Below are 25,689 nucleotides of genomic sequence, written 5' to 3'. Positions count from 1 at the left end.
GCAAGCCAGCTCCTACAGGACCGCATTCAGTCAAAAGATTCTCGCCAATTCCTATAACAAGAAACCGGAGAACAACCATGTCGTTAAGCGTGTTCGACCTGTTCAAGATTGGCATCGGCCCCTCCAGCTCTCACACCGTCGGCCCGATGCGCGCCGCCGCGCGTTTCGCCGAAGGTTTGCGCCGTGAAGGACTGCTGACCGCCACTACCTGCGTCAAAGTCGAGCTCTACGGCTCGCTCGGCGCCACCGGCAAGGGCCACGGCAGCGACAAGGCTGTGCTGCTCGGCCTCGAAGGCGAACACCCGGACACCGTGGACACCGAAACCGTCGCCGCCCGTCTGCAAGAGATTCGCGGTAACGGACGTTTGAACCTGCTCGGCGAACACAGCATTGCGTTCAACGAGAAAGAACACCTGGCGATGATTCGCAAACCGTTGGCCTATCACCCCAACGGTATGATCTTCCGCGCGTTCGACGCGGCAGGCCTGCAAATTCGCAGCCGCGAGTATTACTCGGTCGGCGGCGGGTTTGTCGTCGATGAAGACGCTGCCGGCGCCGACCGCATCGTCGAAGACGCCACGCCCCTGACCTTTCCGTTCAAAAGCGCCAAGGACCTGCTCGCTCACTGCACCACCTATGGCCTGTCCATCAGCCAGGTGATGCTGACCAACGAAAGTGCCTGGCGCCCGGAAGCGGAAACCCGCGCCGGCCTGTTGAAAATCTGGCAAGTCATGCAGGACTGCGTCGCCGCCGGCTGCCGCAACGAAGGCATTCTGCCGGGTGGTTTGAAGGTCAAACGCCGCGCTGCCGCGTTGCATCGCCAGTTGTGCAGCAACCCGGAATCGTCCTTGCGCGACCCGCTGTCGGTGCTCGACTGGGTGAACCTGTACGCCCTGGCCGTCAACGAAGAAAACGCCAACGGTGGACGCGTGGTGACTGCACCCACCAACGGTGCGGCCGGGATCATTCCAGCGGTGATGCATTACTACATGCGCTTTATCCCCGGCGCGAACGATGACGGCGTGGTGCGCTTTCTGCTGACCGCTGCAGCCATCGGGATTTTGTACAAGGAAAACGCCTCGATTTCCGGCGCCGAAGTCGGCTGTCAGGGTGAAGTTGGCGTGGCCTGCTCCATGGCCGCCGGCGCCTTGTGCGAAGTGCTTGGCGGCACTGTGCAGCAAGTGGAAAACGCTGCGGAAATCGGCATGGAACACAACCTCGGTCTGACCTGCGACCCGATAGGCGGGCTGGTGCAAGTCCCTTGCATCGAGCGCAACGCCATGGGCTCGGTCAAGGCCATCAACGCGGTACGCATGGCCATGCGGGGCGACGGGCACCATTTCGTCTCGCTCGACAAGGTCATCCGCACCATGCGCCAGACCGGCGCCGACATGAAAAGCAAATACAAGGAAACCGCCCGTGGCGGTTTGGCGGTCAACATTATCGAGTGCTGATGCGCTCACCTGCATCTGCATCATTTTCAGGAGCTGAATATGTCCACCGAACAACTGTTGAAAACCCCGTTGCACGCCCTGCACATCGAACTTGGCGCGCGCATGGTGCCGTTCGCCGGCTACGACATGCCGGTGCAATACCCATTGGGCGTGATGAAAGAACACCAGCACACCCGTGACCAGGCCGGACTGTTCGATGTCTCGCACATGGGCCAGATCCGCCTGACCGGCGCCAATGCCGCTAAGGCCCTGGAAACGCTGGTACCGGTAGACATCATCGATCTGCCGGTGGGCATGCAGCGCTATGCGATGTTCACCAACGAAACCGGCGGCATCCTCGACGACCTGATGGTCGCCAACCTGGGTAACGACGAACTGTTCCTGGTGGTCAACGCCGCCTGCAAGGACCAGGATCTGGCACACCTGCGCAAATACATTGGCGACCAGTGCACCATTGAGCCGCTGTTCGAAGAGCGCGCATTGCTCGCCCTGCAAGGCCCGGCGGCGGTCACGGTACTGGCCCGTCTGGCGCCAGAAGTGGCGAAGATGACCTTCATGCAGTTCGCTCGAGTGAAGTTGCTGGGTGTGGACTGTTTTGTCAGCCGCTCGGGCTACACCGGTGAAGACGGTTACGAAATTTCCGTACCGGCCGCCAGCGCCGAAGCCCTGGCCCGTGCCCTGCTGGCCGAACCGGAAGTGGAAGCCATCGGCCTTGGCGCACGCGACTCCCTGCGCCTGGAAGCCGGCCTCTGCCTGTACGGCCACGACATGAACACCGACACCACACCCATCGAAGCCAGCCTGTTGTGGGCCATCTCCAAGCCACGTCGTGCCGACGGCGCGCGTGCCGGTGGCTTCCCTGGCGCAGAAACCGTATTCGCTCACCAACAGGGTGGCGTCAGCCGCAAACGTGTCGGCCTGTTGCCGCAGGAACGCACCCCGGTGCGCGAAGGCGCAGAGATCGTCAACGACGCTGGCGAGATCATCGGCACCGTCTGCAGCGGCGGTTTCGGCCCGACCTTGGGCGGACCTCTGGCCATGGGTTACCTCGACAGCGCTTATATCGCTATCGATACACCGGTTTGGGCAATTGTTCGTGGGAAAAAGGTGCCTTTGCTTGTAAGCAAAATGCCATTTGTTCCACAACGCTACTATCGTGGCTGATTGACTGTTCCTATAAGTAACGCGGTTGCGTTAACAGTGCACTAATGTGTAACGCAACCGCCATAAAATAGTGCATCGTTTGGCTCTAAGCTTCGATTATGAACTTTGCTTATAACGTTCGAAAACATTTGAACAAGTCTATCGAATAAGCTGCTACCCAAGCCTGAAAAACTGCCACCAACCTAAGCAAATCCGGGCCTGCGCAGGGGCTTGTTTTTTCTCCCGTAGTTGGCGTAGAGTTTGTTCACTGTGTTTGCATGGGTCGCTTGGAATCGTGACCTGGGCAGTAGCCTACAAGTTAGCTACATCCCGTTCGACGTCTTCTTACTCTCCTGCAACCAGCCCCAGTACTCTTTCATGAGAAAGAGACTGTCATTAATTTTAGCGTCAAAGGAAATAAGAAATGTCCCAACGTCAGAGCGGTACCGTCAAGTGGTTTAACGACGAGAAAGGTTTTGGTTTTATCACTCCAGAAAGCGGTCCGGATCTGTTCGTGCATTTCCGCGCTATTCAGGGCAACGGTTTCAAGAGCCTGAAAGAAGGCCAGAAAGTGACTTTCGTTGCTGTGCAAGGCCAGAAAGGCATGCAGGCTGACGAAGTACAAGCAGAAGCCTAATCTTCTGTAACGAAAAAGCCCCTGATGCTGACATCAGGGGCTTTTTTGTGCGCGTAAATCCGTAAAATGGCTTCTTTTTCGCCCAGAGGCTGCCATGTCGAAACACCTGCTCAAACCCCAGGGCGACTTCCCCGCCGTTGGCCTGGCTCGTCGCCTGGCAGCGATGTTTTATGATTTCTTGCTGTGCACCGCCCTGCTGATCGTCACCAGCGGCATCTACAAGATGATCCAGATGGCGATCATCGGCGAAGACAAAATGCGCGCCCTCACTGAAGCTGGCGCACTCGACGGTGATCCGCTGCTCTCGACGGTTTTGCTGTTCGTGCTCTTCGGCTTCTTCGCCAAGTTCTGGACCCACACGGGTCAGACGTTGGGCATGCAGGTCTGGGGCGTTCGCGTGCAGAACGCCGATGGTTCATCCATCAGCCTGTGGCAAGCGTTGCTGCGCTTTGTGGTATCGATCGCATCGCTGCTGTGCGTTGGCCTCGGGTTCGCCTGGGCACTGCTCGACAAGCAGAAGCGCAGCTGGCATGACATGTATTCCAATACCCAGCTAGTACGCATTCCAAAGAAACAAAAATAACGCCCATAAAAAAGATCGCAGCCTTCACCAGCTCCTGTAGGAGCTGCCGAAGGCTGCGATCTTTCGATCTTGCCCTTAAGCGTTGCCAGCCAACTTCATCCGCGCAGCCTGAGTAAAGTCCAGCATCCGCTTCAGCGGCCGAATGGCCTGCGGAATCAACGCCGGATCAACAAAGATCTCGTTCGTCCCCTCCTTCAAGCTCTTCAGCGTGCGCTCAAGGGTGTTCATCGCCATCCACGGGCAATGCGCGCAACTGCGGCATGCCGCGCCGTTACCGGCCGTTGGCGCTTCAATAAACACCTTGTCCGGACACAACTGCTGCATCTTGTAGAAGATGCCACGATCAGTGGCGACGATCAGGGTTTTGTTCGGCAGGCTCTGTGCCGCCGCGATCAATTGACTGGTAGAACCAACGGCGTCCGCCAACTCGATCACCGATGTCGGCGACTCCGGGTGCACCAGAATCGCCGCATCCGGATACAGCGCCTTCATGTCCTCAAGCTGCTTGGACTTGAACTCTTCGTGAACGATGCAGGCACCGTCCCACAGCAACATGTCGGCACCGGTCTGGCGCTGAATGTAGGTGCCCAAATGCTTGTCCGGGCCCCAGATGATGGTCTCGCCGTTATCCATCAGGCTTTCGACAATCTCCAGCGCACAGCTGGAAGTCACGACCCAGTCGGCCCGGGCTTTGACCGCCGCGGAGGTGTTGGCGTAAACCACCACCGTTCGCTCCGGGTGCTGATCGCAGAACGCGGAGAACTCATCAACCGGGCAACCCAGGTCCAGCGAGCAGGTCGCTTCCAGGGTCGGCATCAGGATGCGTTTTTCGGGGTTGAGGATTTTGGCCGTCTCGCCCATGAATTTCACCCCGGCGACCACCACGGTCTTGGCCGGATGAGCGTTGCCGAAACGGGCCATCTCCAGCGAATCGGAAACACAGCCACCGGTTTCTTCGGCCAGAGCCTGAATGATCGGATCGCAATAGAAGTGGGCAACCAGCACCGCGTCCTGAGCCTTGAGCTCCGCAGCGATAGCAGCACGGTAATAGGCCTCTTCGTCGGCGGTCAGCGGCTTGGGCTGCTTGGCGTCGAGGTGGGCTTGAACCAGAAGGCGTTCGGAAATTTGCGTCATGTTCGCAAGACCTGCAAGCGCATTCGCGCGAAAGTCGAGTATACACCCGGCTCCGGACCCTACAGGGTACCGCCGGGAAAGTGAGTATTCATCAGGCACGGACAGCGTTGAAGCTGGGCAAGGCTACAGAATATCCAGTGGATGCAAAAGATGATTCTGACCTGCGTTACGCGGTGCAGCTTCGGGACAGCACTAAATCGCAGGCAAAAAAAAATCCGGAAATCCTCACTTTCGTGGGCCTTCCAGACTTTTAAAACTGCTTGAAAATGGTGGGTCGTGTGGGATTCGAACCTACGACCAATTGGTTAAAAGCCAACTGCTCTACCAACTGAGCTAACGACCCGCTGTGTGGTGGCGCGTATAATACTGATTTTTAAGGACTATTCAACACCTATTTTGAAATAAATCAAAAATAAGGTGTTGGGTCGCTGATTCCGGCTGCCGCGAAGCCTTCCGCACGCAGTCGGCAGCTGTCGCATTTGCCGCACGCACGGCCGTTGTCGTCGGCCTGATAGCAGGAAACGGTGAGGCCGTAGTCCACGCCAAGCTTCACGCCGGCCTGAACGATTTGCGCCTTGCTGAGGTTTTGCAGTGGCGCCTGAATCCGGAAACCATTCCCTTCCACACCAGCCTTGGTCGCCAGATTGGCCATGCGTTCAAAGGACTCAATGAACTCGGGTCGGCAGTCCGGGTAACCGGAGTAATCCACCGCATTGACGCCGATAAAGATGTCACGCGCGCCAAGCACTTCAGCCCAGCCCAATGCCAGGGACAGAAACACCGTATTACGCGCAGGCACGTAAGTCACCGGAATGCCCTCACCCAACTCTTCCGGAATATCGATGCTGCTGTCGGTTAATGCCGAGCCGCCCATGCCGTTCAGGTTGAGACCGATCACCTTGTGCTCAACCACTCCCAAATCGCGGGCAACACGTTCGGCGGCGTACAGCTCAGCGTGCGAACGCTGACCGTAGTCGAAACTCATGGTGTAGCAGCTGTAGCCTTCGGCCCGAGCCATGGCCACGACGGTTGCCGAGTCCAGACCGCCGGACAGCAGGATGACCGCACGTTTTTCCGCAGTGTTCAGTTGTTCCGTCATTTCAGCGCCCCGGCTCGTCATTCCAAAGATATTTATGCAGCTGCAGTTGCAGACGCACTGGCAGATTGTCCGCCACCACCCAGTCAGCCAGGTCTCGAGCATTGAGATCATGGTGACTTGGCGAGAACAGGACTTCGCCGGCACGCTGGTCCAGACCGTACTGGATCAGCTTGGACACGGACCAGTCATAGTCTTCCCGCGAGCAGATGACAAACTTCACCTGATCGTTCGGCGTGAGCAGCTCAATGTTCTCGTAGCGGTTACGGTGCGCTTCCTTCGAACCCGGAGTTTTCAGGTCGACAACGCGACTGACCCGGGAATCTACCGCCGAGATGTCGATAGAGCCACTGGTTTCCAGTGACACTTCGTAACCGGCATCGCACAACTGCTTGAGCAATGAAATGGCGTTGGGTTGCGCCAGGGGCTCGCCGCCCGTGACACAGACATAACGCGGGCGAAAACCGGCGACTTGCTCAAGGATGTCGTCGAGCGTGCGAATGGTCCCGCCAGTGAATGCATAGGCGCTGTCGCAGTATTGGCAACGCAGCGGGCAACCGGTCAGGCGCACAAAAACAGTGGGCAGGCCGGCGGTCCGAGTTTCACCCTGCAACGAGTAGAAAACTTCGGTGATTCTCAATGTGTCTTGCATAGTCGCCACGGGCGTAACAGCTAAACAGGCTGTCCGCCTCCGTCAGGCACTTGAAGGAACCCCGGCAATGCGCAGGTCCCAAAAAGCGTGTTTCAGAAAAAGGGGGTGAATTCTAACGAAAAAACCCGCGACAAGCGCGGGTTTCTTCGAAACGGGTCAAGCAGCCCTTACATTTTTTGCAGATCGCGCTGGGCCAGCTGAGCGGCGGATGTGCCCGGATATTGGGCAACCACCTGTTGCAGAATGCCTTTCACCTTGTCGGTATGACCGAGGCGACGCTCTACGTCAGCGAGCTTGTACAGCGAATCAGGCACTTTGGCGTGCTTTGGATACAGCTGCGAAACCTTGGCAAAAGCCTGACCTGCGCCTTGCAGATCGCCCTTGGCCAGGTTCACTTCGCCCAACCAGTACTGGGCATTGCCCGCATATTGGCTGTTCGGATATTTGCGCAGGAATGCGGCGAAAGCCTGACTGGCCTTGTCGAAATCCTTGGCCTTGATCAGGTCGAAGGCTGCATCGTAATAGAGCTTTTCCTTCGCCGGATCCGCCGGTTCGCTACCTGCGGCGGGTGCTTGAGCGGCTGCCGCCCCTGCACTCGCGCCGGCTGCTGCGGCAGGGGCATTCAAATCGCCACCGCCGGAAGAATTCTCAGGAGTCGCGGCTGGTGCAACGCCGGTTCCTATGCGCCGATCAAGATCCTGGTATCGCTCCAGGCTTTCTTGCTTCATGCGCGCTACATCATTTTGCAGAACTTCGATTGCGCCTTGCTGGCGCTCGATTTGTTGCTGCATTTGTTGCAGTTGGTTGAACAGCTCGCCCTGTGCCGAGACAGGGGCCGAAACCCCTCCCCCGGCATAGGCGCCGTTCGTACCGTAACCTGCAGGCGGATAACTGCTCCCGCTGTTGGAACCGGAGTTGTTATCGACCACAGGAACCGCAGCCCACACCGCAAGCGGCGCGAGGCTGAGAGCCAGAACAGTTACAGCACGACGGCACGTTCGCATGACGAATTACTTACGCAGTTCGACGCGACGGTTTTGAGCCCAGGACTGCTCGTCGTTACCGGTAGCTACTGGACGCTCTTCGCCGTAGGAAACCAGTTCCAGCTGAGCTGGGGAAACGCCTTGCAGTACCAGGTAGCGCTGAACGGCTTTCGCACGACGCTCGCCCAGTGCCATGTTGTACTCACGAGTACCACGTTCGTCGGTGTTGCCTTCCAGAACAACGCGAGCGCCGTTTGCTTTCAGGTCTTTGGCGTGAACGTCCAGAGCGCGCATGGCTTCTGGCTTCAGGTCCGAACTGTCGTATTCGAAGTAGAAAGTAGTGATAGCGCGCAGTGCAGCTTCTTCGCTCAGGGAGCCGTCAACTGCACCAGTGTTTGCGCCGTAACCAGCGTTTGGATCTACTGCGCCTTCACCGGCATTGTCGCCGCCTTTGGACGAGCAACCTACAGCTACAGCCATGGCCAGAGCCAGCGCAGCAAATTTACCAAACTTCAGCATTTCCATCGTGAAACTCCTAATGAACCCCAGTGTGTTAAGTAAAACGTATAGCGCCGCGTCAGTTCAGGTAAGGGGACCAGGAAGGTTCTCTGACTTCGCCTTGTGCGGTAGGAAGCGGGAGCCTTACGCGTCCATTGATGGACACGAGCATCAAGACTCCCCGGCCCTGCTGGCGGGTGGCGTAGATTACCATGGTGCCGTTGGGCGCAACAGTAGGCGACTCGTCCAGAGTGCTATCAGTGAGGATTTTTACACTACCGCGCTGCAAATCCTGGGCTGCCACTTTGAAATTGGTGAAACCGTCCTGGCGGTGAATCATTACCAGGGTCTTTTCGTCCGCCGACAGCTTAGGGTTGGCGTTGTAGTTACCCACGAAAGTCACACGCTCCGCACCGCCGCCACTAACGCTGGTTTTGTAGATTTGCGGTTTGCCGCCACGGTCGGAAGTGAAGTAGATGGTCGAGCCATCCTTGCCCCAGAACGGTTCGGTGTTGATGCCAGGACCGTTGGTGACGCGAGTGATCTGACGCGAACCCAGGTTCATCACATAGATGTCCGGGTTGCCGTCTTTCGACAATACGAACGCCAGGCGATTGCCATCCGGTGACCAGGCTGGTGCACCGTTCAGGCCTTCGAAGTTGGTGATCTGCTCACGGCGACCAGTGTCGATGTTCTGCATGAAGATACGCGGACGCTTCTGCTCGAACGAAACGTAAGCGATGCGCTTGCCATCCGGTGCGAAACGCGGCGACAGGATCGGCTCGCGCGATTGCAGCAGGGTCACGGCGCGTGCACCGTCATAGTCCGAACGTTGCAGCGTGTAGCGAGTGTTCTTCTCGGAGAAACGCTCGGCCGTCACGTACAGCAGACGAGTCGAGAACGCACCTTTGATACCGGTGAGTTTCTCGAACGACTGGTCGGCGATGTAGTGCGACATGTCACGCAGTTGATCGACGCCGCCCGACACACTGCCGGTCAGCACTTGCTGTTCGGTGGCGACGTTGAACAGCGCGTATTGCACCTGCAGGCGACCGCCCGCCGGAACAATGCTGCCGACCATGACGTACTGGGCGCCAAGCGCCTTGAAGTCACGGAAGATGATTTCGCTGGCCTGGCTTGGCTGGCTGATCATGTTCTGCTTTGGAATCGGCGAGTAGTAACCCGAGTTGCGCAGGTCGTTACCGATGATTTCCGCCATGTCGTCCGGCAGTACGCTGCCGCCCTGGTTGCCGAACGGCACAACGGCGATCGGAGTAGCCCGATCGCTGCCGCTGGTGACCAGAATGTTTTTCTCATCTGCCATCGCGATCCCTGCCATGCAGCAGATCACGACGAGCATTCCTCGAAGGAGGTTTCTCACGGGGCTAGATCCTCAGGTGTGAATGTCATCTTGAATGAACGATACGGAGCAAAATCGCTCGGCTTCATTCCCTGCATTTCTGTCAAACGTCCAATATTCTTCACTGCCGCTACGGCTGAAGCGTCAAACGGACCGTCGCCACTGGACTTGAGCACCTTGACCGAAGTCACCGTACCGTCCGGCAACATGCCGATTTGCAGCTGAACCGTCATGCCTTTGCGGGCCGAAGGTGGACGAGCCCAGCCTTCCGCTGCACGCACTCGAATCAGGTCGTCGAAACTGCCGGCGACTTCGTCACCCTGCTCATCGGCCAAGGCCTGCTGACGCTGCGGCGTGTCGGAAAGCAAATCAGCCAAGGCCTGAGCCTTTTTGTCTTCGGCGGATTTACGTGCCGCATCCTGCGATTTCTTCTTCGCAGCATCGGCAGCAGCTTTCTTCTTCGCGTCTTCGGCGACTTTCTTCTTCGCCTCTTCAGCTTCAGCTTTCTTCTTGGCGTCTTCCGCGGCTTTCTTCTTCGCGTCTTCGACGATCTTTTTCTTCGCTTCTTCAGCGGCCGCTTTCTTGGCCTCTTCTTCAGCAGCCTTCTTGGCTTCTTCTTCCGCTTTCTTCTTGGCTATATCAGCCAATTGTTTCTCTTCTGCCTTCTTGGCTTCGGCGGTCTTCTTCGCTTCATCGGCTTTCTTGGCTTCATCAGCCTTTTTCGCCTCTTCCGCTTTCTTCGACTCGTCGGCCTTCTTGGCTTCCTCGGCCTTTTGAGCCGCTTCTTCTTTCTTTTGTTCCGCAGCCTTCACCGCTTCCTGCTCGACCTTCTTCTGCTCCATCTGTTCTTCTTCGGTCTGGCGCGCGGCGGATTTCTTCGCCTCACCCGCAATCTTCTGATTGGTCTGGGTGGTTGCCTGACTTTTCGATTTCAACTGGTACAGGGTCGCCTGGACAATCGGCTTGGCCGGCGGCAGCTCCGGGGTGAAGGCAAAACTGACAAACAGCATGCCGAACACCAGCACGTGCAAGCCAATCGCCCAAACACTAGGCCAGAAGTAGCTTTCCGAGGCGGACGGCTCTCGCATTTGCTGCATCAGGGTGCCTCGGTAATCAAGCCGACATTACCGACGCCGGCTTTCTGCAACCCGCCCATGGCGCCCATGACGGAGCCGTAGTCGACAGTCTTGTCGCCGCGAATGAAGACCTGGGTGCGTTTGCCGTTATCGTTACCGGCGGCAATGATCTTGGTCACTGCACTGGTCATTTGCGGCAGGGTCATGGCCCTGTCCTGTTGCTTCTCGGTGTCGACTTCGCTGCCAAGGTTCCAGTAATAGGTCTTGTCAGCCTTGATCGAAATGGTCAGGACCTGGGTGTTGTTGTCCTGCGGCAAGGCTTCGCTGGAAACCTTGGGCAGATCAACCTTCACGCCCTGATTGAGCATCGGCGCGGTCACCATGAAGATGACCAGCAGTACCAGCATCACGTCGATGTAAGGCACTACGTTCATCTCGGCAACCGGCTTGCGCTTTTTGCGAGCTCGAGCGATTAAAGCCATCTGGAAATTACCTGCTTATTCTTCGCTGGTGTGCACTTTGCGGTGCAGGATCGCCTGGAATTCATCGGCGAAGGTGTAGTAGCGGCTGATCAGCGTTTCGCTGCGAGCGGCAAAACGGTTGTAGGCGATAACGGCAGGGATTGCGGCGAACAGGCCGATCGCGGTGGCGATCAGTGCTTCAGCAATACCCGGTGCAACAGTCGCCAGCGTCGCTTGCTGGGCAGTCGCAAGGCCGCGGAAGGAGTTCATGATGCCCCAGACCGTACCGAACAGGCCGATGTAAGGGCTCACGGAACCGACGGTGGCCAGGAATGGCAGGCTTTGTTCGAGCTTTTCTTCTTCGCGGGAAATCGCAACGCGCATGGCACGGGCCACGCCTTCCATGACCGCTTCAGGATCAACGCCTGGCTGCTGGCGCAGACGGGAGAATTCCTTGAAACCGGCGCGGAAGATCTGCTCGACACCCGAATCCGGATCCGGGTTGCTGCCGGCCTGGCGGTAGAGTTTGGACAGGTCGATACCCGACCAGAAGCGCTCTTCAAAGCTCTCCAGGGCACGTCGACCGGCGCGCAGCAGATTGCTGCGCTGAAAGATCATGATCCATGAGGTCACCGATGCGGCTACCAGGGTCAGCATTACCAGTTGCACCACGATACTGGCATTGCTGACCAGGCTCCACATGGAGGAATGGTCGACGACGTTAGCTTCCACGCTTTATCTCCTGCTTTGAGTGTTTACCCGCGCCGCTCACGTCGGCAAAGGCCGCTCGTAGAGCTTCGGGAATGGCCCGGGGTTTTAAACTTTCAGTGCGCACACAGGCCACCAGAAACTGCCCTTCACAGAGCAGCACATCATCCGTAGCCCGCCTGACCTGCTGTTTGAATCTCAGGCTGGCACGGTTCAATTCGATTACTTCAGCGCTTACCAGAAGTTCGTCGTCCAGTCGCGCCGGCGCGTGGTAGCGCGCTTCGCTGGAATGCACGACGAACAACAGGTCCTCACCTGCCAGCTGCGATTGGGCAAAGCCCAGTTCTCGTAGCCGCTCGGTTCGAGCCCGTTCCATAAACTTGAGGTAATTAACGTAATACACGATGCCGCCCGCATCGGTGTCCTCGTAATAAACGCGACAACGATGTGCGAAAGGCTCAAGCCCGTTTTGCGCGCGCATACTCTAGTGCTTACTCCTCAGGTTGCCAATCCGGCCAGGCAACTGTTTTTCGATGTTCTGCGGCTTTCGCGCAAAAGTACGGTCCTGGGACCACACATTGCCCGAAAAAATCAGCACGCAAAGTTAATTAATCGTCCACGGCATCAAGGAACTCGTCTACCACGGGCATCTCGCCCAATCGTGACGGAATGTTTAAGCCGAAGTGCAAGTACGCATGCCGGGTAACGACCCGCCCCCGCGGGGTGCGCATGATGTAACCCTGCTGGATCAGATACGGCTCCAGCACATCTTCAATGGTGTGGCGCTCTTCACTGATGGCTGCGGCGAGGCTGTCGACCCCGACCGGTCCGCCATCGAACTTCTCGATCATGGTCAGCAACAGACGCCGGTCCTGGTGATCGAAGCCACGCTCGTCGACATCGAGCAAATTCAAAGCCAGGTCGGCAATCGGCTTGGTGATGTGACCCTTGGCGCGAACCTCGGCGAAATCCCGCACCCGACGCAGCAGACGGTTGGCGATCCGCGGAGTGCCGCGGGCACGGCGAGCGATTTCGAAGGCGCCTTCCGGGTCCAGCGGCAAGCCGAGGATGTTCGCCGAACGACTGACGATCGTCGCCAGGTCGGCGGTGCTGTAGAACTCCAGGCGCTGGACGATGCCGAAACGGTCGCGCAGCGGGTTGGTCAGCATGCCCGCGCGAGTGGTCGCGCCGACCAGGGTGAACGGCGGCAGATCAAGCTTGATCGAACGCGCGGCCGGCCCTTCGCCGATCATGATGTCGAGCTGGAAATCCTCCATCGCCGGGTACAGCACTTCTTCGACAATCGGCGACAGCCGATGGATCTCGTCGATGAACAGCACGTCGTGGGGTTCGAGGTTGGTCAGCAGCGCCGCCAGGTCACCCGGGCGCTCAAGGACCGGCCCCGAGGTGCTCTTGATCGAAACGCCCATTTCCTGGGCGATGATGTTGGCCAGGGTGGTTTTACCGAGGCCCGGCGGACCGAAAATCAGCGTGTGGTCAAGGGATTCGTTACGCCCACGGGCGGCCTGGATGAACAGTTCCATCTGCTCGCGTACGGTCGGCTGGCCGATGTATTCGGCCAGGCTGACAGGACGTATCGCCCGGTCCTGGACTTCCTCGCGATCACGGGGGCCACCCGTGGCGGCGATCAGACGATCAGCTTCAATCACTTAAATCATTCCCTTCAGGGCGCGACGAATCAGGTCTTCGCTACTCAAACCTTTCTCCTTGATCGCGGAAATCGCCTTGCTGGCTTCCTGCGGTTTGTAACCCAGGGAAATCAGCGCGCTGACCGCGTCATTTTCGGCGGTGTTCACTGGCGCGGGTCCATCGGGCTGATTCGGCACCAGGGCAAACATGGCCGGCACGGTTTCCCAGGCCTTGAAGCGATCCTTGAGTTCAACCAACAGGCGCTCGGCGGTTTTCTTGCCTACGCCCGGCACCTTGGTCAGCGCCGACGTATCCTGGGATTGCACACAACGGACCAACTCGTCGACTTCCAGGCTCGACATCAAGGCCAGGGCCAATTTCGGTCCCACACCATTGAGACGGATCAACTCGCGAAAAAAGTCTCGCTCACGTTTGCCGACGAAGCCATAGAGTAACTGCGCGTCTTCGCGTACGACCAAATGGGTGTGCAGCGTCAGTGGCTCACCGACCGACGGCAAGCGATACAGCGTGGTCATGGGCACTTCCAGTTCATACCCCAGACCATTTACATCCAGTATCAGATGCGGCGGCTGTTTCTCAGCCAGTGTGCCGCGCAAGCGTCCAATCACGTTTCAGATCCTTGAGCGTTGGCCAGATCAGTGCTGGCGTCTGACAGAACAAGGGTTTTGCGCCGACACCCCAGGCGCAAAAGCCTCATTCCCTAAAATTGACTGCTGATGCTATCAGAGACGCAGGCGCCCGCCACGACTGCGTGCCGTACCCAAGCCATGAGGCAACAGGCTGGAACGGGTGTGCGCATGGCAAATGGCAATGGCCAGGGCGTCCGAGGCGTCGATTTGCGGCTTGCTGGTCAGCTTGAGCATATGCATGACCATCATTTGTACCTGTTCTTTGTTCGCCCCACCGGTGCCGGTCACTGCTTGCTTGACCTGGGTTGCGGTGTATTCGGCGATTTCCAGGTTTTCTTCGGCTCCGGCGACGATCGCCGCGCCGCGAGCCTGGCCGAGTTTCAAGGCCGAGTCGGCATTGCGCGCCATGAAGACCTTTTCGATGCCCATCGTCACCGGGCCATAGGTCTGGATGACCTCGCGAACGCCGCGATAGACGATCTGCAAGCGTTCATGCAACTCGCCGGAACCCGTGCGGATGCAGCCTGATGCCACGTAGACACAGCCACGACCGGTATCGCGTACCACGCCATAACCGGTAATGCGCGAACCGGGGTCGATACCAAGAATTAAAGTCATAACGCCTGCGGGTTCGAAAAACACAAAATTCAATACATCGCATAACGAATGTGGGAGCTGGCTTGCCAGCGATGACGGAGTGTCAGACGACATCATTGTCTGATGTGCCGACGCCATCGCTGGCAAGCCAGCTCCCACATTGCAGCCTAGTCGCTCTTAACCGAGCTGAGCGGCCACGTCTTCCGGAATATCCGCGTTGGAGTAGACGTTCTGCACGTCATCCAGGTCTTCGAGCATGTCGATCAGCTTGAGGACTTTCTCTGCACCTTCCAGATCCAGTTCGGCACTGGTGGTCGGCAGCATGACGATTTCCGCATCATCCCCCTTGAAACCCGCCGCTTCCAGCGCGTTACGCACGGAATAGAAACCGGCAAACGAAGTGAACACGTCAATGGAGCCATCTTCGTTGGTCACTACGTCGTCAGCGTCAGCTTCCATGGCCGCTTCCATCAACGCGTCTTCATCGACACCGGACGCGAAGGAAATCTGCCCCTTGCGCTCGAACAGGTAGGCCACCGAACCGTCGGTGCCGAGGTTGCCGCCGCACTTGCTGAACGCGTGACGAACGGCCGCAGCAGTACGGTTGCGGTTGTCGGTCATGCACTCGACCATCACCGCGACGCCGCCAGGGCCATAACCTTCGTAGGTCAGTTCGACCATGTCATCGGTGTCGGCTGCACCGGCACCGCGGGCCACCGCGCGATCGATGATATCGCGACTCATGTTCGCACCCAGGGCCTTGTCCAGGGCCAGACGCAGACGTGGGTTGGAGCCCGGATCGCCGCCGCCCTGACGGGCAGCAACGGTCAGTTCACGAATCCACTTGGTGAAAATCTTGCCCTTTTTGGCATCCTGACGTTCTTTGCGGTGCTTGATGTTCGCCCACTTGGAATGACCTGCCATATCTCGCTCCGAATTCTCTTTGAAACATTGCCCGCCACGCGGTATCGCGCCAGCCAGCAAACAAAAATATCGACCTGTTCCATCTATAAAGAAAGGGCGCATCCACAGATGCGCCCTTCAGGTCAGCCTTACTCGGCCTTAGGCGTTTCGCGCAAACGAATGTGCAGCTCGCGCAGCGCCTTGGCATCCACCACACCCGGCGCTTGCGTCATGACGTCCGCGGCACTCTGGGTTTTCGGGAAGGCGATCACTTCACGGATCGACTGGGCACCGGTCATCAGCATCACCAGACGGTCCAGACCGAAGGCCAGACCACCGTGTGGCGGCGCGCCGTACTTCAGGGCATCGAGCAGGAAGCCGAATTTCTCTTCCTGTTCCGCTTCATTGATACCCAGCAGGCGGAACACCGACTGTTGCATCTCTTTACGGTGGATACGGATCGAACCGCCACCCAACTCGGTGCCGTTCAACACCATGTCGTAGGCACGGGACAGTGCGCCAGCCGGGTTGGCTTCCAGCTCTTGCGGCGTGCACTTCGGCGCGGTGAACGGGTGGTGCAAGGCGCTGAAGCTGCCGTCGTCGTTCTCTTCGAACATCGGGAAGTCGACGACCCACATTGGCGCCCACTTGCAGGTCAACAGGTCCAGGTCGTGGCCGAGCTTGATACGCAGCGCGCCCAGGGCTTCGCTGACGATCTTGGCTTTGTCGGCACCGAAGAACACGATATCGCCATCGACTGCGCCCACGCGATCGAGGATCACGTTGAGGTTGGCTTCAGGGATGTTCTTCACGATTGGCGACTGCAGGCCTTCGACGCCTTTGGCGCGCTCGTTGACCTTGATGTACGCCAGGCCCTTGGCACCGTAGATGCCGACGAACTTGGTGTAATCGTCGATCTGCTTGCGCGGCATGCTCGCCCCGCCTGGAACGCGCAGTGCGGCGATGCGGCATTTAGGGTCGTTGGCCGGGCCGCTGAACACCTTGAAATCGACTTCTTTGAGTTGATCGGCAACGTCGACCAGTTCCAGCGGGTTTCGCAGGTCTGGTTTGTCGGAACCGTAACGACGCATGGCCTCTTCGAAGGTCATGTGCGGGAACTCACCGAATTCCAGATCCAGCACTTCCTTGAACAGGTTGCGGATCATGCCTTCGGTCAGGCCCATGATGTCTTTTTCATCGAGGAAGCTGGTCTCGATGTCGATCTGGGTGAATTCCGGCTGGCGGTCAGCACGCAGGTCTTCGTCGCGGAAGCACTTGGCGATCTGGTAGTAACGATCGAAACCGGCCACCATCAACAGTTGCTTGAACAGCTGCGGCGATTGCGGCAAGGCGAAGAACGAACCGGCGTGAGTACGGCTCGGCACCAGGTAGTCACGTGCGCCTTCCGGAGTAGCACGGGTCAGGATCGGCGTCTCGACGTCGAGGAAGCCGTTCTCGTCCAGATAGCGACGGATGCTGGTGGTCATGCGCGAACGCAGACGCAGTTTTTCGGCCATTTCCGGACGACGCAGGTCCAGGAAGCGATAGCGCAGGCGGGTTTCTTCGCCGACGTCAGAGAACTCGTTCAGCGGGAACGGCGGGGTTTCCGACTCGTTCAGCACTTCCAGCTCGTAGCCCAGGACTTCGATCATGCCCGACGCCATGTTGGCGTTGGTGGCACCAGCCGGACGCAGGCGAACCTTGCCGGTGATCTTGACCACGTACTCGCTGCGCACGCGATCAGCGGCGGCGAAGGATTCAGCGCGATCCGGATCGAACACCACCTGGGCCAGACCGTCACGATCACGGATATCGAGGAAAATCACCCCACCGTGGTCACGGCGACGATGGACCCATCCGCAAAGGGTAATTTCCTGGCCTTCCAGGCTTTCGTTCAGTTGGCCGCAATAATGGCTGCGCATCATGGTAGTGGTTTCACTTCTCGTAATTCGAAATTCGGTTGGAGGGCTTGCGCACGAACCAGATGGCCGATGACGCAAGAACTCGCACGTGTCGTTCAGTTCAGACTTTCGACCCTAGTCAGCTTTGTCGCCGCCGGCCAGGTTCTTCTTCGAACCGGTCTTGAAATCGGTCTCGTACCAGCCAGTGCCGCTGAGGCGGAAGCCTGGCATGGACAGCATCTTCTTAAGCTCTGGCGCCTGGCATGCAGGGCAGTCGACCAGCGGTGCATCGCTGATCTTTTGAATGGCTTCCAACTGATGACCACAGGAAGCACATTGATAATCGTACATCGGCATGGGGGTTGTCTCGGCGATCAGATTGCTACCGCGCACGCTGGGTTTTGCGGCAAAGAGCGGGATTATATCCATTAAATGCAGCCTGTGCAGCCGTAAGACTGCACAGACTGACACTCTGCTCTTTCACTGCCCTGGCTAGGCCATGACGACGCCCCCTCCTTCCTTCAGGCTGTGCACGACACAGACGACCCGCACCAGCCCGCTGAAATTTTTCACCCCGCCATGACGCAAATGCACTTCGCGATCGACGTGGGACAACAGCGCGCTGACCGAACAGCAATTGACCTTGGCCATTTCGCCCAAAATATCCCAGTACACCTGCTCAAGCCGCAAACAGGTGGCGAAGCCATTCAAACGCACCGATCTGGAAAATGGCTGAGCCAGCCCCATATCGAACTCACTGACAAACGGATCAATCCTGATGTCCTTGTGTGAACCGACCCTCCCCTCGCATTGCCTGCTTTCATAAACCATACCGTTGACACTCCTTTGCCATCCCTGGTTTTGCATAAGCATCTGTTGGCTTATAAAACCGTGCGGGCAAAGTTATATCCAGATGACTTTTTGACCATCCGCGTAGGATAAGCCAACAACTGACGGCGGATCATGGAGCGCGTCCTAGTCCGGACCTTTTCCCACGCTGGCTGGCGAAAGATCGTTCCGCGGATAGGGTTTTATCGACGAGAGAGTGACAGAGCGCGAACAACGCCTGAAAGGCGCTACCCGCGCACCAAGGGACTTACTCTGCCAGCAGCGATCGCAGCATCCAGGCAGTTTTCTCGTGAACTTGCATGCGCTGGGTCAGCAGGTCAGCCGTTGGCTCGTCACTGACTTTGTCGAGTAGCGGAAAGATCCCGCGAGCCGTACGCGTCACCGCTTCCTGGCCCTCGACCAATTGCTTGATCATGTCTTCAGCGGCTGGCACCCCCTCCTCCTCTTTAATAGAGGAAAGACGCGAATAAACGGAATAGGCGCCAGGCGCAGGAAAACCGAGGGCGCGAATTCGCTCGGCGATGGAGTCTACCGCCAGGGCCAACTCGTTATATTGCTCTTCGAACATCAAATGCAGGGTCCGAAACATGGGACCGGTGACGTTCCAATGGAAATTATGGGTTTTCAAATAAAGTACATAAGTGTCCGACAGCAGACGTGAAAGCCCGTCAACGATGGATTTGCGGTCTTCTTCACTGATACCGATATCGATTGCCATGCTTTTCCCCTAAAGGTGATTGGTTTCATCCGACAGGTGCAGAACCACTCTAGCAAGCTTGCTGGCACGCCGCAGCCCTGAATCCCCCGCGAAGTTGCGACAAATCGCCCCGAATGCACCGCTGGACTCCTTGATTTGAGTAGCCACAAGCTTTGCTGTTAAATAGACAACGTGTCGCTGGCGTCCTTATTTTCCGGGCACTGCGCATAGGCTGATACCGGATACGTGCTCTACGCCTCTTTTATTGTTCTGAAGCGAACCGTGCCCCGTCAGCTCTTCCTTGTGATCCGTCTTAACGTGAGTTAATCAAAATGTTGAAAATCGTCCACCTGCTAATGGGCGCAGCAGCCTTGCTGCTGTCCTTCATCCCTAGCCTGCGAACCGAAGCGGTACCTTACCTGCAACAACCCGATGCGCTGTACCTGGCCTTGTTCGGCCTGCTCAACCTCACCCTTGCACCTGTCATCCCCAACTGGAACAAAGGCACGCGCCATCAACTGCAAAACCTGGTCAGCGCCCTGCTGATTCTCGCCGTTGTCTTGCAAACGCTGACGCTGATCGCGCCAATGCCGGTCATTGCCGGTCAACCTGCGGTTCTGTTCAGCCTGGTCGCCGCCCTGATCGCCGTTGTCCTGCACCTGGCCATCAGCTTCTACAAATCGTCACCGGCCGCCGCCTCGCCAAGCTATGACATGAGCAACCGCGATACCGGCACCGTCAAGTGGTTCAATACCTCCAAAGGCTTCGGCTTTATTTCCCGCGACTCCGGCGACGATATTTTCGTGCATTTCCGGGCCATTCGTGGCGAAGGTCACCGCGTCCTGGTCGAAGGCCAGCGTGTGGAGTTCTCCGTGATGAATCGCGACAAAGGCCTGCAAGCCGAAGATGTGATCGCCGCTCTGCCGCGACGCTGATTCAAGGCATAAAAAAACCGCGAACAGCCTGACTGTTCGCGGTTTTTTATTGCCCGCATTTTAGTAATGCGGTGGTGGCGCTTCTTCTTCGAATGATTCGAACTGGCCGACCATTTCTTCCTGACGCTTGAGCAGCGCGGCCATTTGCAGTTGCAGACGCTCAACCACGCGCTGTTGTGCCGCCAGCACATCATTCAACGCCTGGATGGTGTCATCCTGAAACGCCAATTGACTCTCCAGATCGGTAACGCGGTCTTCCAGGCTCATGTTTCAACCCTCCAGAAACGTGAAATCTTCGGTCAACACCAGACGCAACCGCTCGCGAATCACCGCGATTTGCTCCGCATTGTAGGGGTTGGCCGGGTGCTTGCCCCAGACCGGAGCCGGCCAGGCAGCGTCCTCTCGCTTGCGCACGATGACGTGCATGTGCAACTGGCTGACCACATTACCCAGGGCCGCGACATTCAGCTTGTCCGCGTCGAACGAGTCCTTGAGCGTTTCTGCCAGCGCAGTCGTTTCCTGCCAAAGTTGCAGCTGATCTGCGACATCCAACTGAAATATCTCACTGATATCTTCGCGGCGTGGTACCAGGATGAACCAGGGATAGTTCGAATCATTGGACAACAACAACCGACAAAGCGGGAAATCACCGATCGGTAACGTGTCTTGTTGAAGTCGTGGATCTAAAGCGAACACTGCGCGCACTCCTGCCTGGTCATCATTTTTCAGCTTAGCGCCCATCCCGAGGGATCGCGCATCAAGCGACTGGACGGCAGCATACCTGCGAACGTCGCCGGCTTCACGACGAACCACAGTCGAAGCCCGCCTGCGATCGTCAAATGGCCCATCGCCCGCCCCGAGATGAGACATTTATTGCCCGGACGCACCATTACCGAACCAGCACTCCGGATAAACCCACTGGGATGACTGATAACCAACGTCCCATTCAACCCTGGAGAAACGTCGAACTGTATGAATTCAGTACAGCGATTGAAATTTTTTGCACCAAAACCGCACAGCACGTCTACGCTGAGTGCTTCGACATCCGCCGATTACTCACTGGCGGGGTGAACCGGTAACGTTTTTGATTGTCACCGGGCGGTAACAAGGTGATCAACACGATAGAAACCATGGCGTCAACCCCGAACGATAGAAGCATCAGACCCCCGGTTTTATGAGGTTTTTACGGCGCCAGGCAGCTCTTCAGAAAAAAATGCCAGCGAAATTCTGATTTGTGCACGCTTGTTGCATTCACACCCACATCGTCTATAAGGCACCGCGGGAAGCGGGAACCTCCTAGACAAAAAAAACAGTGGCAGGGTAGCCCAATGGAGATTCAAACGTTTCACCAGGGACTCTTTTTAATCGATGCGCCAGCCCAGAAAAACAGCATTAAAGTTGTCGAGTCCGGTTGCATCGGGGCTGTAAATTTGCGACATCCAGCTAGCCGTTTACGACAGGGTCGTAAAGAAGCTGAAAGGTTAGATGCGCAAGTATCGCCAACATTGTCGGCGTGATATAAGTTTGCGCCGACACAAAAAGAAAGAGCCGCCCAGATAATAAAACAGGTGGAGCGGCAGTACTCTTCTAAAAACCAAAGGAGCAAATCACGATGCGCGTGATGAAGTGGAGCATGATCGCACTGGCTGTTGCAGCTGGTACCTCGCAGTTCGCTGTAGCGTCTTCCCAAGACGAATCCAAGGGTTTCTTCGGCGACCAAAGCCTGAAACTCAAAACCCGTTTTGAGTACATGAACCGCGATTACAAAAACGGTGCAAGCAACAACGCAGACTCCGGCTATCGTCAAGACTCCGGTATCAGCCAACTGCTGACTTACGAGTCGGGCTTCACTCAAGGTATTGTTGGTTTCGGTCTCGACGCCATGGCAATGGGCTCGGTCAAACTCGACGGCGGCTCGGGCCACCGCGGTAACGGCCTGTTCGCAATCGACAGCGATAACAACGAAGAAAAATCCCAGGGCAAGATCGGCGGTGCAGCCAAACTGCGCTTCTCCGACACCGTCCTGAAATACGGCCAGCAATTCGTTGCCAGCCCTGTATTCGCAACCGACGACAGCCGTATGCTGCCAGAAGTCGCTACCGGTACCCTGATCACTTCCAAAGAGATCAAAGGCCTGGAACTGAGCGCTGGTCGCTTCACCTCCCTGAGCGCCCAAACCGGCATGGGTCGTGACACCGTCGGCGGTCTGCCAGATGCAAATGGCAACCACGGCGAAGGCATCAGCAAAGGCATCAACATCTTCGGTGCCAGCTACGCCTTCACTGACAACTTCACCGGTGCCGTAGCTGCGTCGGACGCTGAAGAGTACTTCAAGAAGTACTACGTCAACCTGAACTGGACCCTGCCAATCAACGACGACCAGTCGCTGAACTTCGACCTGAACGGTTACAAAACCAAGGGCGATGATCGTGGTGACCAGGTTATGGCCCTCGGTTCTGTTGCAGATGGCGGTGACGGCGTCGCTGGCGTAGACAACAACCTGTGGTCCCTGGCAGCTGCTTACAGCATCGGCGCCCACAAGTTCACCCTGGCTTACCAGCAGTCGAGCGGCGACAACGCTTACTACTACGGCGTTGACGGTAACAGCACCATCTTCGTTTCCAACTCCATTCAGATCTCCGACTTCGTGGGCCGCGAGGAGAAATCCTACCAAGCTCGCTATGACCTGAACATGGCTACCTACGGCGTACCTGGTCTGAGCTTCATGACCCGATACGTAATGGGTAACAACATCAAGGTTGACAACGCCGGCGAAGGTAAAGAAAACGAGTGGAACATCGAGTCCAAGTACGTTGTGCAGGAAGGCCCGGCCAAAGACCTGTCGTTCCGTGCCCGTTTCGCCAACTACCGTGCGAACGGCGCGTACCAGAACTACTCGCGTGACAACTACGACACCCGTCTGATCATCGAGTACCCGCTGAACATCCTATAATCAGGGTGTAACACCGGCAGTACTGATAAGACAAAAACCGCCCACCCTTCCAGGTGGGCGGTTTTTTTATGCCTGCCACATACCGAATCCGTCAGCAAACAACTTCGCCTCATAACATTAGAACTTTTTTCAATGAACTGACTGAAACGCAGAAAAAAGCCCAAGAGACTATTAATCTCTTGGGCTCATTACTGTCAGTACCAACTAATAAAATAAGGCTTACTGCGCTGTTGCTTCCTGAACCACACGAACTACACGCTGAGGAAATGGAATGTCAATACCCGCCGTTTTCAATCGATCACGGGACTGTTCGTTAAACATGAACATCACATCCCAATAATCCGCAGTCTTTACCCACACACGCAAGGAAACAGTGATCGAACTGTCACCCAGCGTCGAGATGACTGCCTGAGGCTCCGGATCAGTCAACACACGCGGATCCTTGGCCAGTTCCAGCAATACTTGACGGGCCTTTTGCAGGTCCGCTTCGTAATCAACGCCGACATCAAACACCACCTTGCGGGTTGGTTGACGGTTGGTGTTGGTAATAATGCCGTTCGACAGGTTGCCGTTAGGCACGATGATGGTTTTGTTGTCGCCGGTGCGTAGCACGGTGTGGAAGATCTGGATGCTGTCGACAGTGCCGGCAACGCCCTGAGCTTCGATCCAGTCACCAATACGGAACGGACGGAACAGCAAAATCAATACGCCGCCAGCGAAGTTCGCCAGGCTGCCTTGCAAGGCCAGGCCGATGGCCAGACCCGCCGCACCAATCGCCGCTACGAACGAGGTGGTTTCCACACCAATCATCGAGGCCACGCTGACGATCAGCAGGACTTTGAGAATGATGTTCGCCAGACTGCTGATGAACCCTTGCAGGGCCAGGTCTGCGTTACGCAGGGCCAGAAGACCGCCGAGCTTTTGCGTGACCTTGTTGATCAACCACCAGCCGATGGCCAGGGTGAGGACTGCCAGCAGCACGCGGCTGCCGTATTCCATGATCATCGGAATCCAGGTTTGGGATTCCCTGACCAGGTTATCTACTTCAGCATTCAAATCCATGTACGTTCTCCTGATTTGCGGCTATCTGACACTCGAAAAAATTCGGCAGAAAAGACCGAACCTGCCCGGATCGATCGTTTCTGCCGTTGCTTGGGCCTCGGACGCCGAAAACGCCGAGAGGTTCCCGCCGCAGGTCAGTCGCGGAAGTTGTTGAACTGCAGTGGCATGTCGAACGTCTTGGCACGCAGCGCTGCGATGGCTTCCTGCAAGTCGTCGCGCTTCTTGCCGGTAATGCGCACTTGCTCGCCCTGAATGGCCGCCTGGACCTTGAGCTTGGCATCCTTGACGTGAGCGACGATTTTCTTCGCCAGTTCTTTGTCGATGCCTTCTTTAAGGACCGCTTCCTGCTTCATCAGCTTGCCCGATGCATAGGCATCCTTGACTTCAAGGCACTGCACGTCGATCTTGCGCTTGACCAGCGCCAGCTTGAGGATCTCAATCATCGCCTCAAGCTGGAAATCCGCTTCGGCGGTCAGGTTGACGGTCAGGTCCTTTTCCTTGAACTCGAAGCTGCCTTTGCCTTTCAGGTCATAACGACGATCGAGTTCCTTGACGGCGTTCTCGACCGCGTTGGTGACTTCGTGTTTGTCCAGTTCGGATACCACGTCGAACGACGGCATGTAATCTCTCCAAATAAAAGGCGCACCAATGGAGCACGCCTGGCTTGCGGTAAAAATCCGCGCTGATTATAACGGGTCTTTCCCATCATTCACTGCGAGCCTTCCATGCGCGCGTTAAACAGAGCAAAAAGCTGATGTCCACCACCTGGCATGTTCTGGGCGCTGGCAGTCTCGGTACGTTGTGGGCGACTCGTCTGGCGCGGGCCGGAGTGCCGGTGCGGCTGATCGTGCGCAATGCTGCCCGATTGCAGGCTTATGAGGCGACAGACGGACTGACGCTGGTCGAGCATGGGGAAGCCAGGTGCTACCCGGTGCCTGCCGAAACGCCCGACGGCGCAGAGCCGATCAATCGACTATTGGTCGCCTGCAAGGCCTATGACGCCGAAAAAGCCGTGGCTCAACTGGCACCGCGCCTGGCTCCGGGCGCTGAGCTGATCCTGTTGCAGAACGGTTTGGGCAGCCAGGACGCCGTGGCGGCGCAAGTACCGCAGGCGCGCTGCATCTACGCATCGAGCACCGAAGGAGCATTCCGCGACGGCGACTGGCGTGTGGTGTTCGCCGGTCACGGCTTCACCTGGCTCGGCGATGCCGGCCATCCCGTGGCGCCGATCTGGCTGGATGACTTGAACGCAGCGGGAATCCCCCACGAGTGGAGCACCGAGATTCTGACCCGGTTGTGGCGCAAATTGGCGCTCAACTGCGCGATCAATCCGCTGACCGTCCTGCACGATTGCCGCAATGGCGGATTGCAAGACCATCACTGCGAAGTCGCCACCCTGTGCGGCGAACTAAGCGAGTTGCTTGAACGTTGCGGCCAACCCGCGGCGGCGGAAAACCTGCAACAAGAAGTCGAACGGGTAATCCACGCCACCGCTGCCAACTACTCATCGATGTACCAGGACGTCAGCAACCAGCGCCGAACCGAAATCAGTTACCTGCTGGGCCATGCCTGTAAAGTCGCCTCGCGGCATCAACTTAACCTGCCGCACCTCAATCAATTGCAGCAACGACTGATCACCCGCCTGCAAAGCCTTGGATTGCCCAGCGACTGAGCAGCGGCTACGCTGCCCACTTGTTCCTTCGCAGC

30 protein-coding genes and 1 tRNA gene are annotated in these 25,689 nt (G+C 57.3%); 8 read left to right on the top strand and 23 right to left on the bottom strand.

All coding sequences use genetic code 11. The annotated features are described in order from the left end of the window. Positions 1-77: 77 nt before the first annotated feature. The 4 genes from NL64_RS16650 (at position 78) to NL64_RS16635 (ending at position 3,817) form a co-directional block, all read left to right on the top strand. Positions 78-1,454, top strand: coding sequence for an L-serine ammonia-lyase (locus tag NL64_RS16650; RefSeq protein WP_034149154.1), 1,377 nt, complete (start codon positions 78-80; stop codon positions 1,452-1,454). Positions 1,455-1,493: 39 nt separating this feature from the next. Further along, positions 1,494-2,618: a glycine cleavage system aminomethyltransferase GcvT gene (gcvT, locus tag NL64_RS16645; protein ID WP_034149153.1), complete on the top strand. Its 1,125-nt coding sequence runs from the start codon at positions 1,494-1,496 to the stop codon at positions 2,616-2,618. Positions 2,619-3,021: 403 nt separating this feature from the next. Continuing rightward, complete coding sequence (locus tag NL64_RS16640) at positions 3,022-3,234, top strand: cold-shock protein (protein WP_003175786.1); 213 nt, start codon at positions 3,022-3,024, stop codon at positions 3,232-3,234. Positions 3,235-3,328: 94 nt separating this feature from the next. Beyond that, a complete protein-coding gene (locus tag NL64_RS16635) occupies positions 3,329-3,817 on the top strand; it encodes an RDD family protein (protein WP_034149152.1) in 489 nt (162 codons plus the stop codon). Positions 3,818-3,892: 75 nt separating this feature from the next. Here NL64_RS16635 and nadA read toward each other — a convergent pair whose 3' ends face one another. Beyond that, positions 3,893-4,951 (bottom strand): quinolinate synthase NadA, encoded by a 1,059-nt coding sequence (gene nadA, locus NL64_RS16630; protein ID WP_034149151.1) that lies wholly within the window; start codon positions 4,949-4,951, stop codon positions 3,893-3,895. An 80-nt stretch (positions 4,952-5,031) separates the two neighbouring features. Here nadA and NL64_RS30485 point away from each other — a divergent pair, with 80 nt between their 5' ends. Continuing rightward, positions 5,032-5,205 (top strand): hypothetical protein, encoded by a 174-nt coding sequence (locus NL64_RS30485; RefSeq protein ID WP_216594575.1) that lies wholly within the window; start codon positions 5,032-5,034, stop codon positions 5,203-5,205. Between the two features lie 13 nt (positions 5,206-5,218). Here the strand turns inward: NL64_RS30485 and NL64_RS16625 are convergent. The 18 genes from NL64_RS16625 to NL64_RS16540 form a co-directional block, all read right to left on the bottom strand. Continuing rightward, positions 5,219-5,294, bottom strand: a tRNA-Lys gene (locus NL64_RS16625). 63 nt (positions 5,295-5,357) lie between these two features. Further along, on the bottom strand, positions 5,358-6,050 hold the full coding sequence (gene queC, locus NL64_RS16620; protein WP_034149150.1) for a 7-cyano-7-deazaguanine synthase QueC: 693 nt from the start codon (positions 6,048-6,050) through the stop codon (positions 5,358-5,360). A 1-nt stretch (position 6,051) separates the two neighbouring features. Then, on the bottom strand, positions 6,052-6,699 hold the full coding sequence (queE, locus tag NL64_RS16615) for a 7-carboxy-7-deazaguanine synthase QueE (RefSeq protein WP_034149149.1): 648 nt from the start codon (positions 6,697-6,699) through the stop codon (positions 6,052-6,054). Positions 6,700-6,866: 167 nt separating this feature from the next. Then, positions 6,867-7,703 carry a tol-pal system protein YbgF gene (ybgF, locus tag NL64_RS16610; RefSeq protein ID WP_034149148.1) on the bottom strand — a complete coding sequence of 279 codons (837 nt, stop codon included), beginning with the start codon at positions 7,701-7,703 and terminating at the stop codon, positions 6,867-6,869. Between the two features lie 6 nt (positions 7,704-7,709). After that, positions 7,710-8,207: a peptidoglycan-associated lipoprotein Pal gene (gene pal, locus NL64_RS16605; RefSeq protein ID WP_003178634.1), complete on the bottom strand. Its 498-nt coding sequence runs from the start codon at positions 8,205-8,207 to the stop codon at positions 7,710-7,712. 52 nt (positions 8,208-8,259) lie between these two features. Further along, positions 8,260-9,540, bottom strand: a complete 1,281-nt coding sequence (tolB, locus tag NL64_RS16600) for a Tol-Pal system beta propeller repeat protein TolB (RefSeq protein WP_172668681.1) — start codon at positions 9,538-9,540, stop codon at positions 8,260-8,262. Positions 9,541-9,557: 17 nt separating this feature from the next. Further along, complete coding sequence (tolA, locus tag NL64_RS16595; RefSeq protein ID WP_034149146.1) at positions 9,558-10,637, bottom strand: cell envelope integrity protein TolA; 1,080 nt, start codon at positions 10,635-10,637, stop codon at positions 9,558-9,560. Then, positions 10,637-11,089 carry a protein TolR gene (gene tolR / locus NL64_RS16590; RefSeq protein ID WP_162279067.1) on the bottom strand — a complete coding sequence of 151 codons (453 nt, stop codon included), beginning with the start codon at positions 11,087-11,089 and terminating at the stop codon, positions 10,637-10,639. The genes tolA and tolR overlap by 1 nt, the downstream gene beginning before the upstream one ends. 24 nt (positions 11,090-11,113) lie before the next feature. Then, entirely contained in the window at positions 11,114-11,809 is a 696-nt protein-coding gene (tolQ, locus tag NL64_RS16585; RefSeq protein ID WP_034149144.1) for a protein TolQ, read from the bottom strand. Then, on the bottom strand, positions 11,799-12,266 hold the full coding sequence (gene ybgC, locus NL64_RS16580; RefSeq protein ID WP_034149143.1) for a tol-pal system-associated acyl-CoA thioesterase: 468 nt from the start codon (positions 12,264-12,266) through the stop codon (positions 11,799-11,801). The genes tolQ and ybgC overlap by 11 nt, the downstream gene beginning before the upstream one ends. 127 nt (positions 12,267-12,393) lie before the next feature. Further along, positions 12,394-13,455 carry a Holliday junction branch migration DNA helicase RuvB gene (ruvB, locus tag NL64_RS16575; protein ID WP_034149142.1) on the bottom strand — a complete coding sequence of 354 codons (1,062 nt, stop codon included), beginning with the start codon at positions 13,453-13,455 and terminating at the stop codon, positions 12,394-12,396. Beyond that, entirely contained in the window at positions 13,456-14,064 is a 609-nt protein-coding gene (ruvA, locus tag NL64_RS16570) for a Holliday junction branch migration protein RuvA (RefSeq protein ID WP_034149141.1), read from the bottom strand. A 114-nt stretch (positions 14,065-14,178) separates the two neighbouring features. Next, positions 14,179-14,703, bottom strand: a complete 525-nt coding sequence (gene ruvC / locus NL64_RS16565) for a crossover junction endodeoxyribonuclease RuvC (RefSeq protein WP_034149140.1) — start codon at positions 14,701-14,703, stop codon at positions 14,179-14,181. A gap of 156 nt (positions 14,704-14,859) precedes the next feature. Continuing rightward, positions 14,860-15,606: a YebC/PmpR family DNA-binding transcriptional regulator gene (locus NL64_RS16560; protein WP_034149139.1), complete on the bottom strand. Its 747-nt coding sequence runs from the start codon at positions 15,604-15,606 to the stop codon at positions 14,860-14,862. Positions 15,607-15,734: 128 nt separating this feature from the next. Next, entirely contained in the window at positions 15,735-17,510 is a 1,776-nt protein-coding gene (gene aspS / locus NL64_RS16555; protein WP_034149138.1) for an aspartate--tRNA ligase, read from the bottom strand. Positions 17,511-17,621: 111 nt separating this feature from the next. After that, complete coding sequence (locus tag NL64_RS16550) at positions 17,622-17,843, bottom strand: FmdB family zinc ribbon protein (protein ID WP_007977333.1); 222 nt, start codon at positions 17,841-17,843, stop codon at positions 17,622-17,624. A gap of 135 nt (positions 17,844-17,978) precedes the next feature. Then, a complete protein-coding gene (locus tag NL64_RS16545) occupies positions 17,979-18,317 on the bottom strand; it encodes a ribbon-helix-helix domain-containing protein (RefSeq protein ID WP_034149137.1) in 339 nt (112 codons plus the stop codon). A 265-nt stretch (positions 18,318-18,582) separates the two neighbouring features. Further along, the gene (locus NL64_RS16540) at positions 18,583-19,053 is read right to left on the bottom strand and encodes a Dps family protein (RefSeq protein WP_034149136.1); all 471 of its coding nucleotides are present in this window, start codon (positions 19,051-19,053) and stop codon (positions 18,583-18,585) included. Between the two features lie 311 nt (positions 19,054-19,364). Between NL64_RS16540 and NL64_RS30895 the strand changes: the two genes are divergently transcribed. Further along, the gene (locus tag NL64_RS30895) at positions 19,365-19,967 is read left to right on the top strand and encodes a cold-shock protein (protein ID WP_034149135.1); all 603 of its coding nucleotides are present in this window, start codon (positions 19,365-19,367) and stop codon (positions 19,965-19,967) included. Between the two features lie 60 nt (positions 19,968-20,027). Here the strand turns inward: NL64_RS30895 and NL64_RS16530 are convergent, their stop codons facing one another. Both NL64_RS16530 and NL64_RS16525 read right to left on the bottom strand, forming a co-directional pair. After that, positions 20,028-20,234, bottom strand: a complete 207-nt coding sequence (locus NL64_RS16530) for a SlyX family protein (RefSeq protein WP_034149134.1) — start codon at positions 20,232-20,234, stop codon at positions 20,028-20,030. Between the two features lie 3 nt (positions 20,235-20,237). Then, entirely contained in the window at positions 20,238-20,663 is a 426-nt protein-coding gene (locus tag NL64_RS16525; protein WP_034149133.1) for an HIT domain-containing protein, read from the bottom strand. A gap of 916 nt (positions 20,664-21,579) precedes the next feature. Between NL64_RS16525 and NL64_RS16520 the strand changes: the two genes are divergently transcribed. After that, positions 21,580-22,920: an OprD family porin gene (locus NL64_RS16520; RefSeq protein ID WP_034149132.1), complete on the top strand. Its 1,341-nt coding sequence runs from the start codon at positions 21,580-21,582 to the stop codon at positions 22,918-22,920. Between the two features lie 219 nt (positions 22,921-23,139). On the opposite strand, the gene NL64_RS16515 is transcribed toward NL64_RS16520, so the two are convergent. Beyond that, the gene (locus NL64_RS16515; RefSeq protein ID WP_034149131.1) at positions 23,140-23,982 is read right to left on the bottom strand and encodes a mechanosensitive ion channel family protein; all 843 of its coding nucleotides are present in this window, start codon (positions 23,980-23,982) and stop codon (positions 23,140-23,142) included. 134 nt (positions 23,983-24,116) lie between these two features. Beyond that, positions 24,117-24,602, bottom strand: a complete 486-nt coding sequence (locus NL64_RS16510; protein ID WP_018926510.1) for a YajQ family cyclic di-GMP-binding protein — start codon at positions 24,600-24,602, stop codon at positions 24,117-24,119. Positions 24,603-24,736: 134 nt separating this feature from the next. Between NL64_RS16510 and NL64_RS16505 the strand changes: the two genes are divergently transcribed. Further along, positions 24,737-25,654, top strand: a complete 918-nt coding sequence (locus tag NL64_RS16505) for a putative 2-dehydropantoate 2-reductase (protein ID WP_034149130.1) — start codon at positions 24,737-24,739, stop codon at positions 25,652-25,654. Positions 25,655-25,689 lie beyond the last annotated feature (35 nt).

It is taken from the genome of Pseudomonas fluorescens (genome assembly GCF_000802965.1).
Classification (GTDB): domain Bacteria; phylum Pseudomonadota; class Gammaproteobacteria; order Pseudomonadales; family Pseudomonadaceae; genus Aquipseudomonas; species Aquipseudomonas fluorescens_A.
Note: the sequence above shows the minus strand (reverse complement) of the source record. Positions and strands in the feature narration are given on the sequence as shown.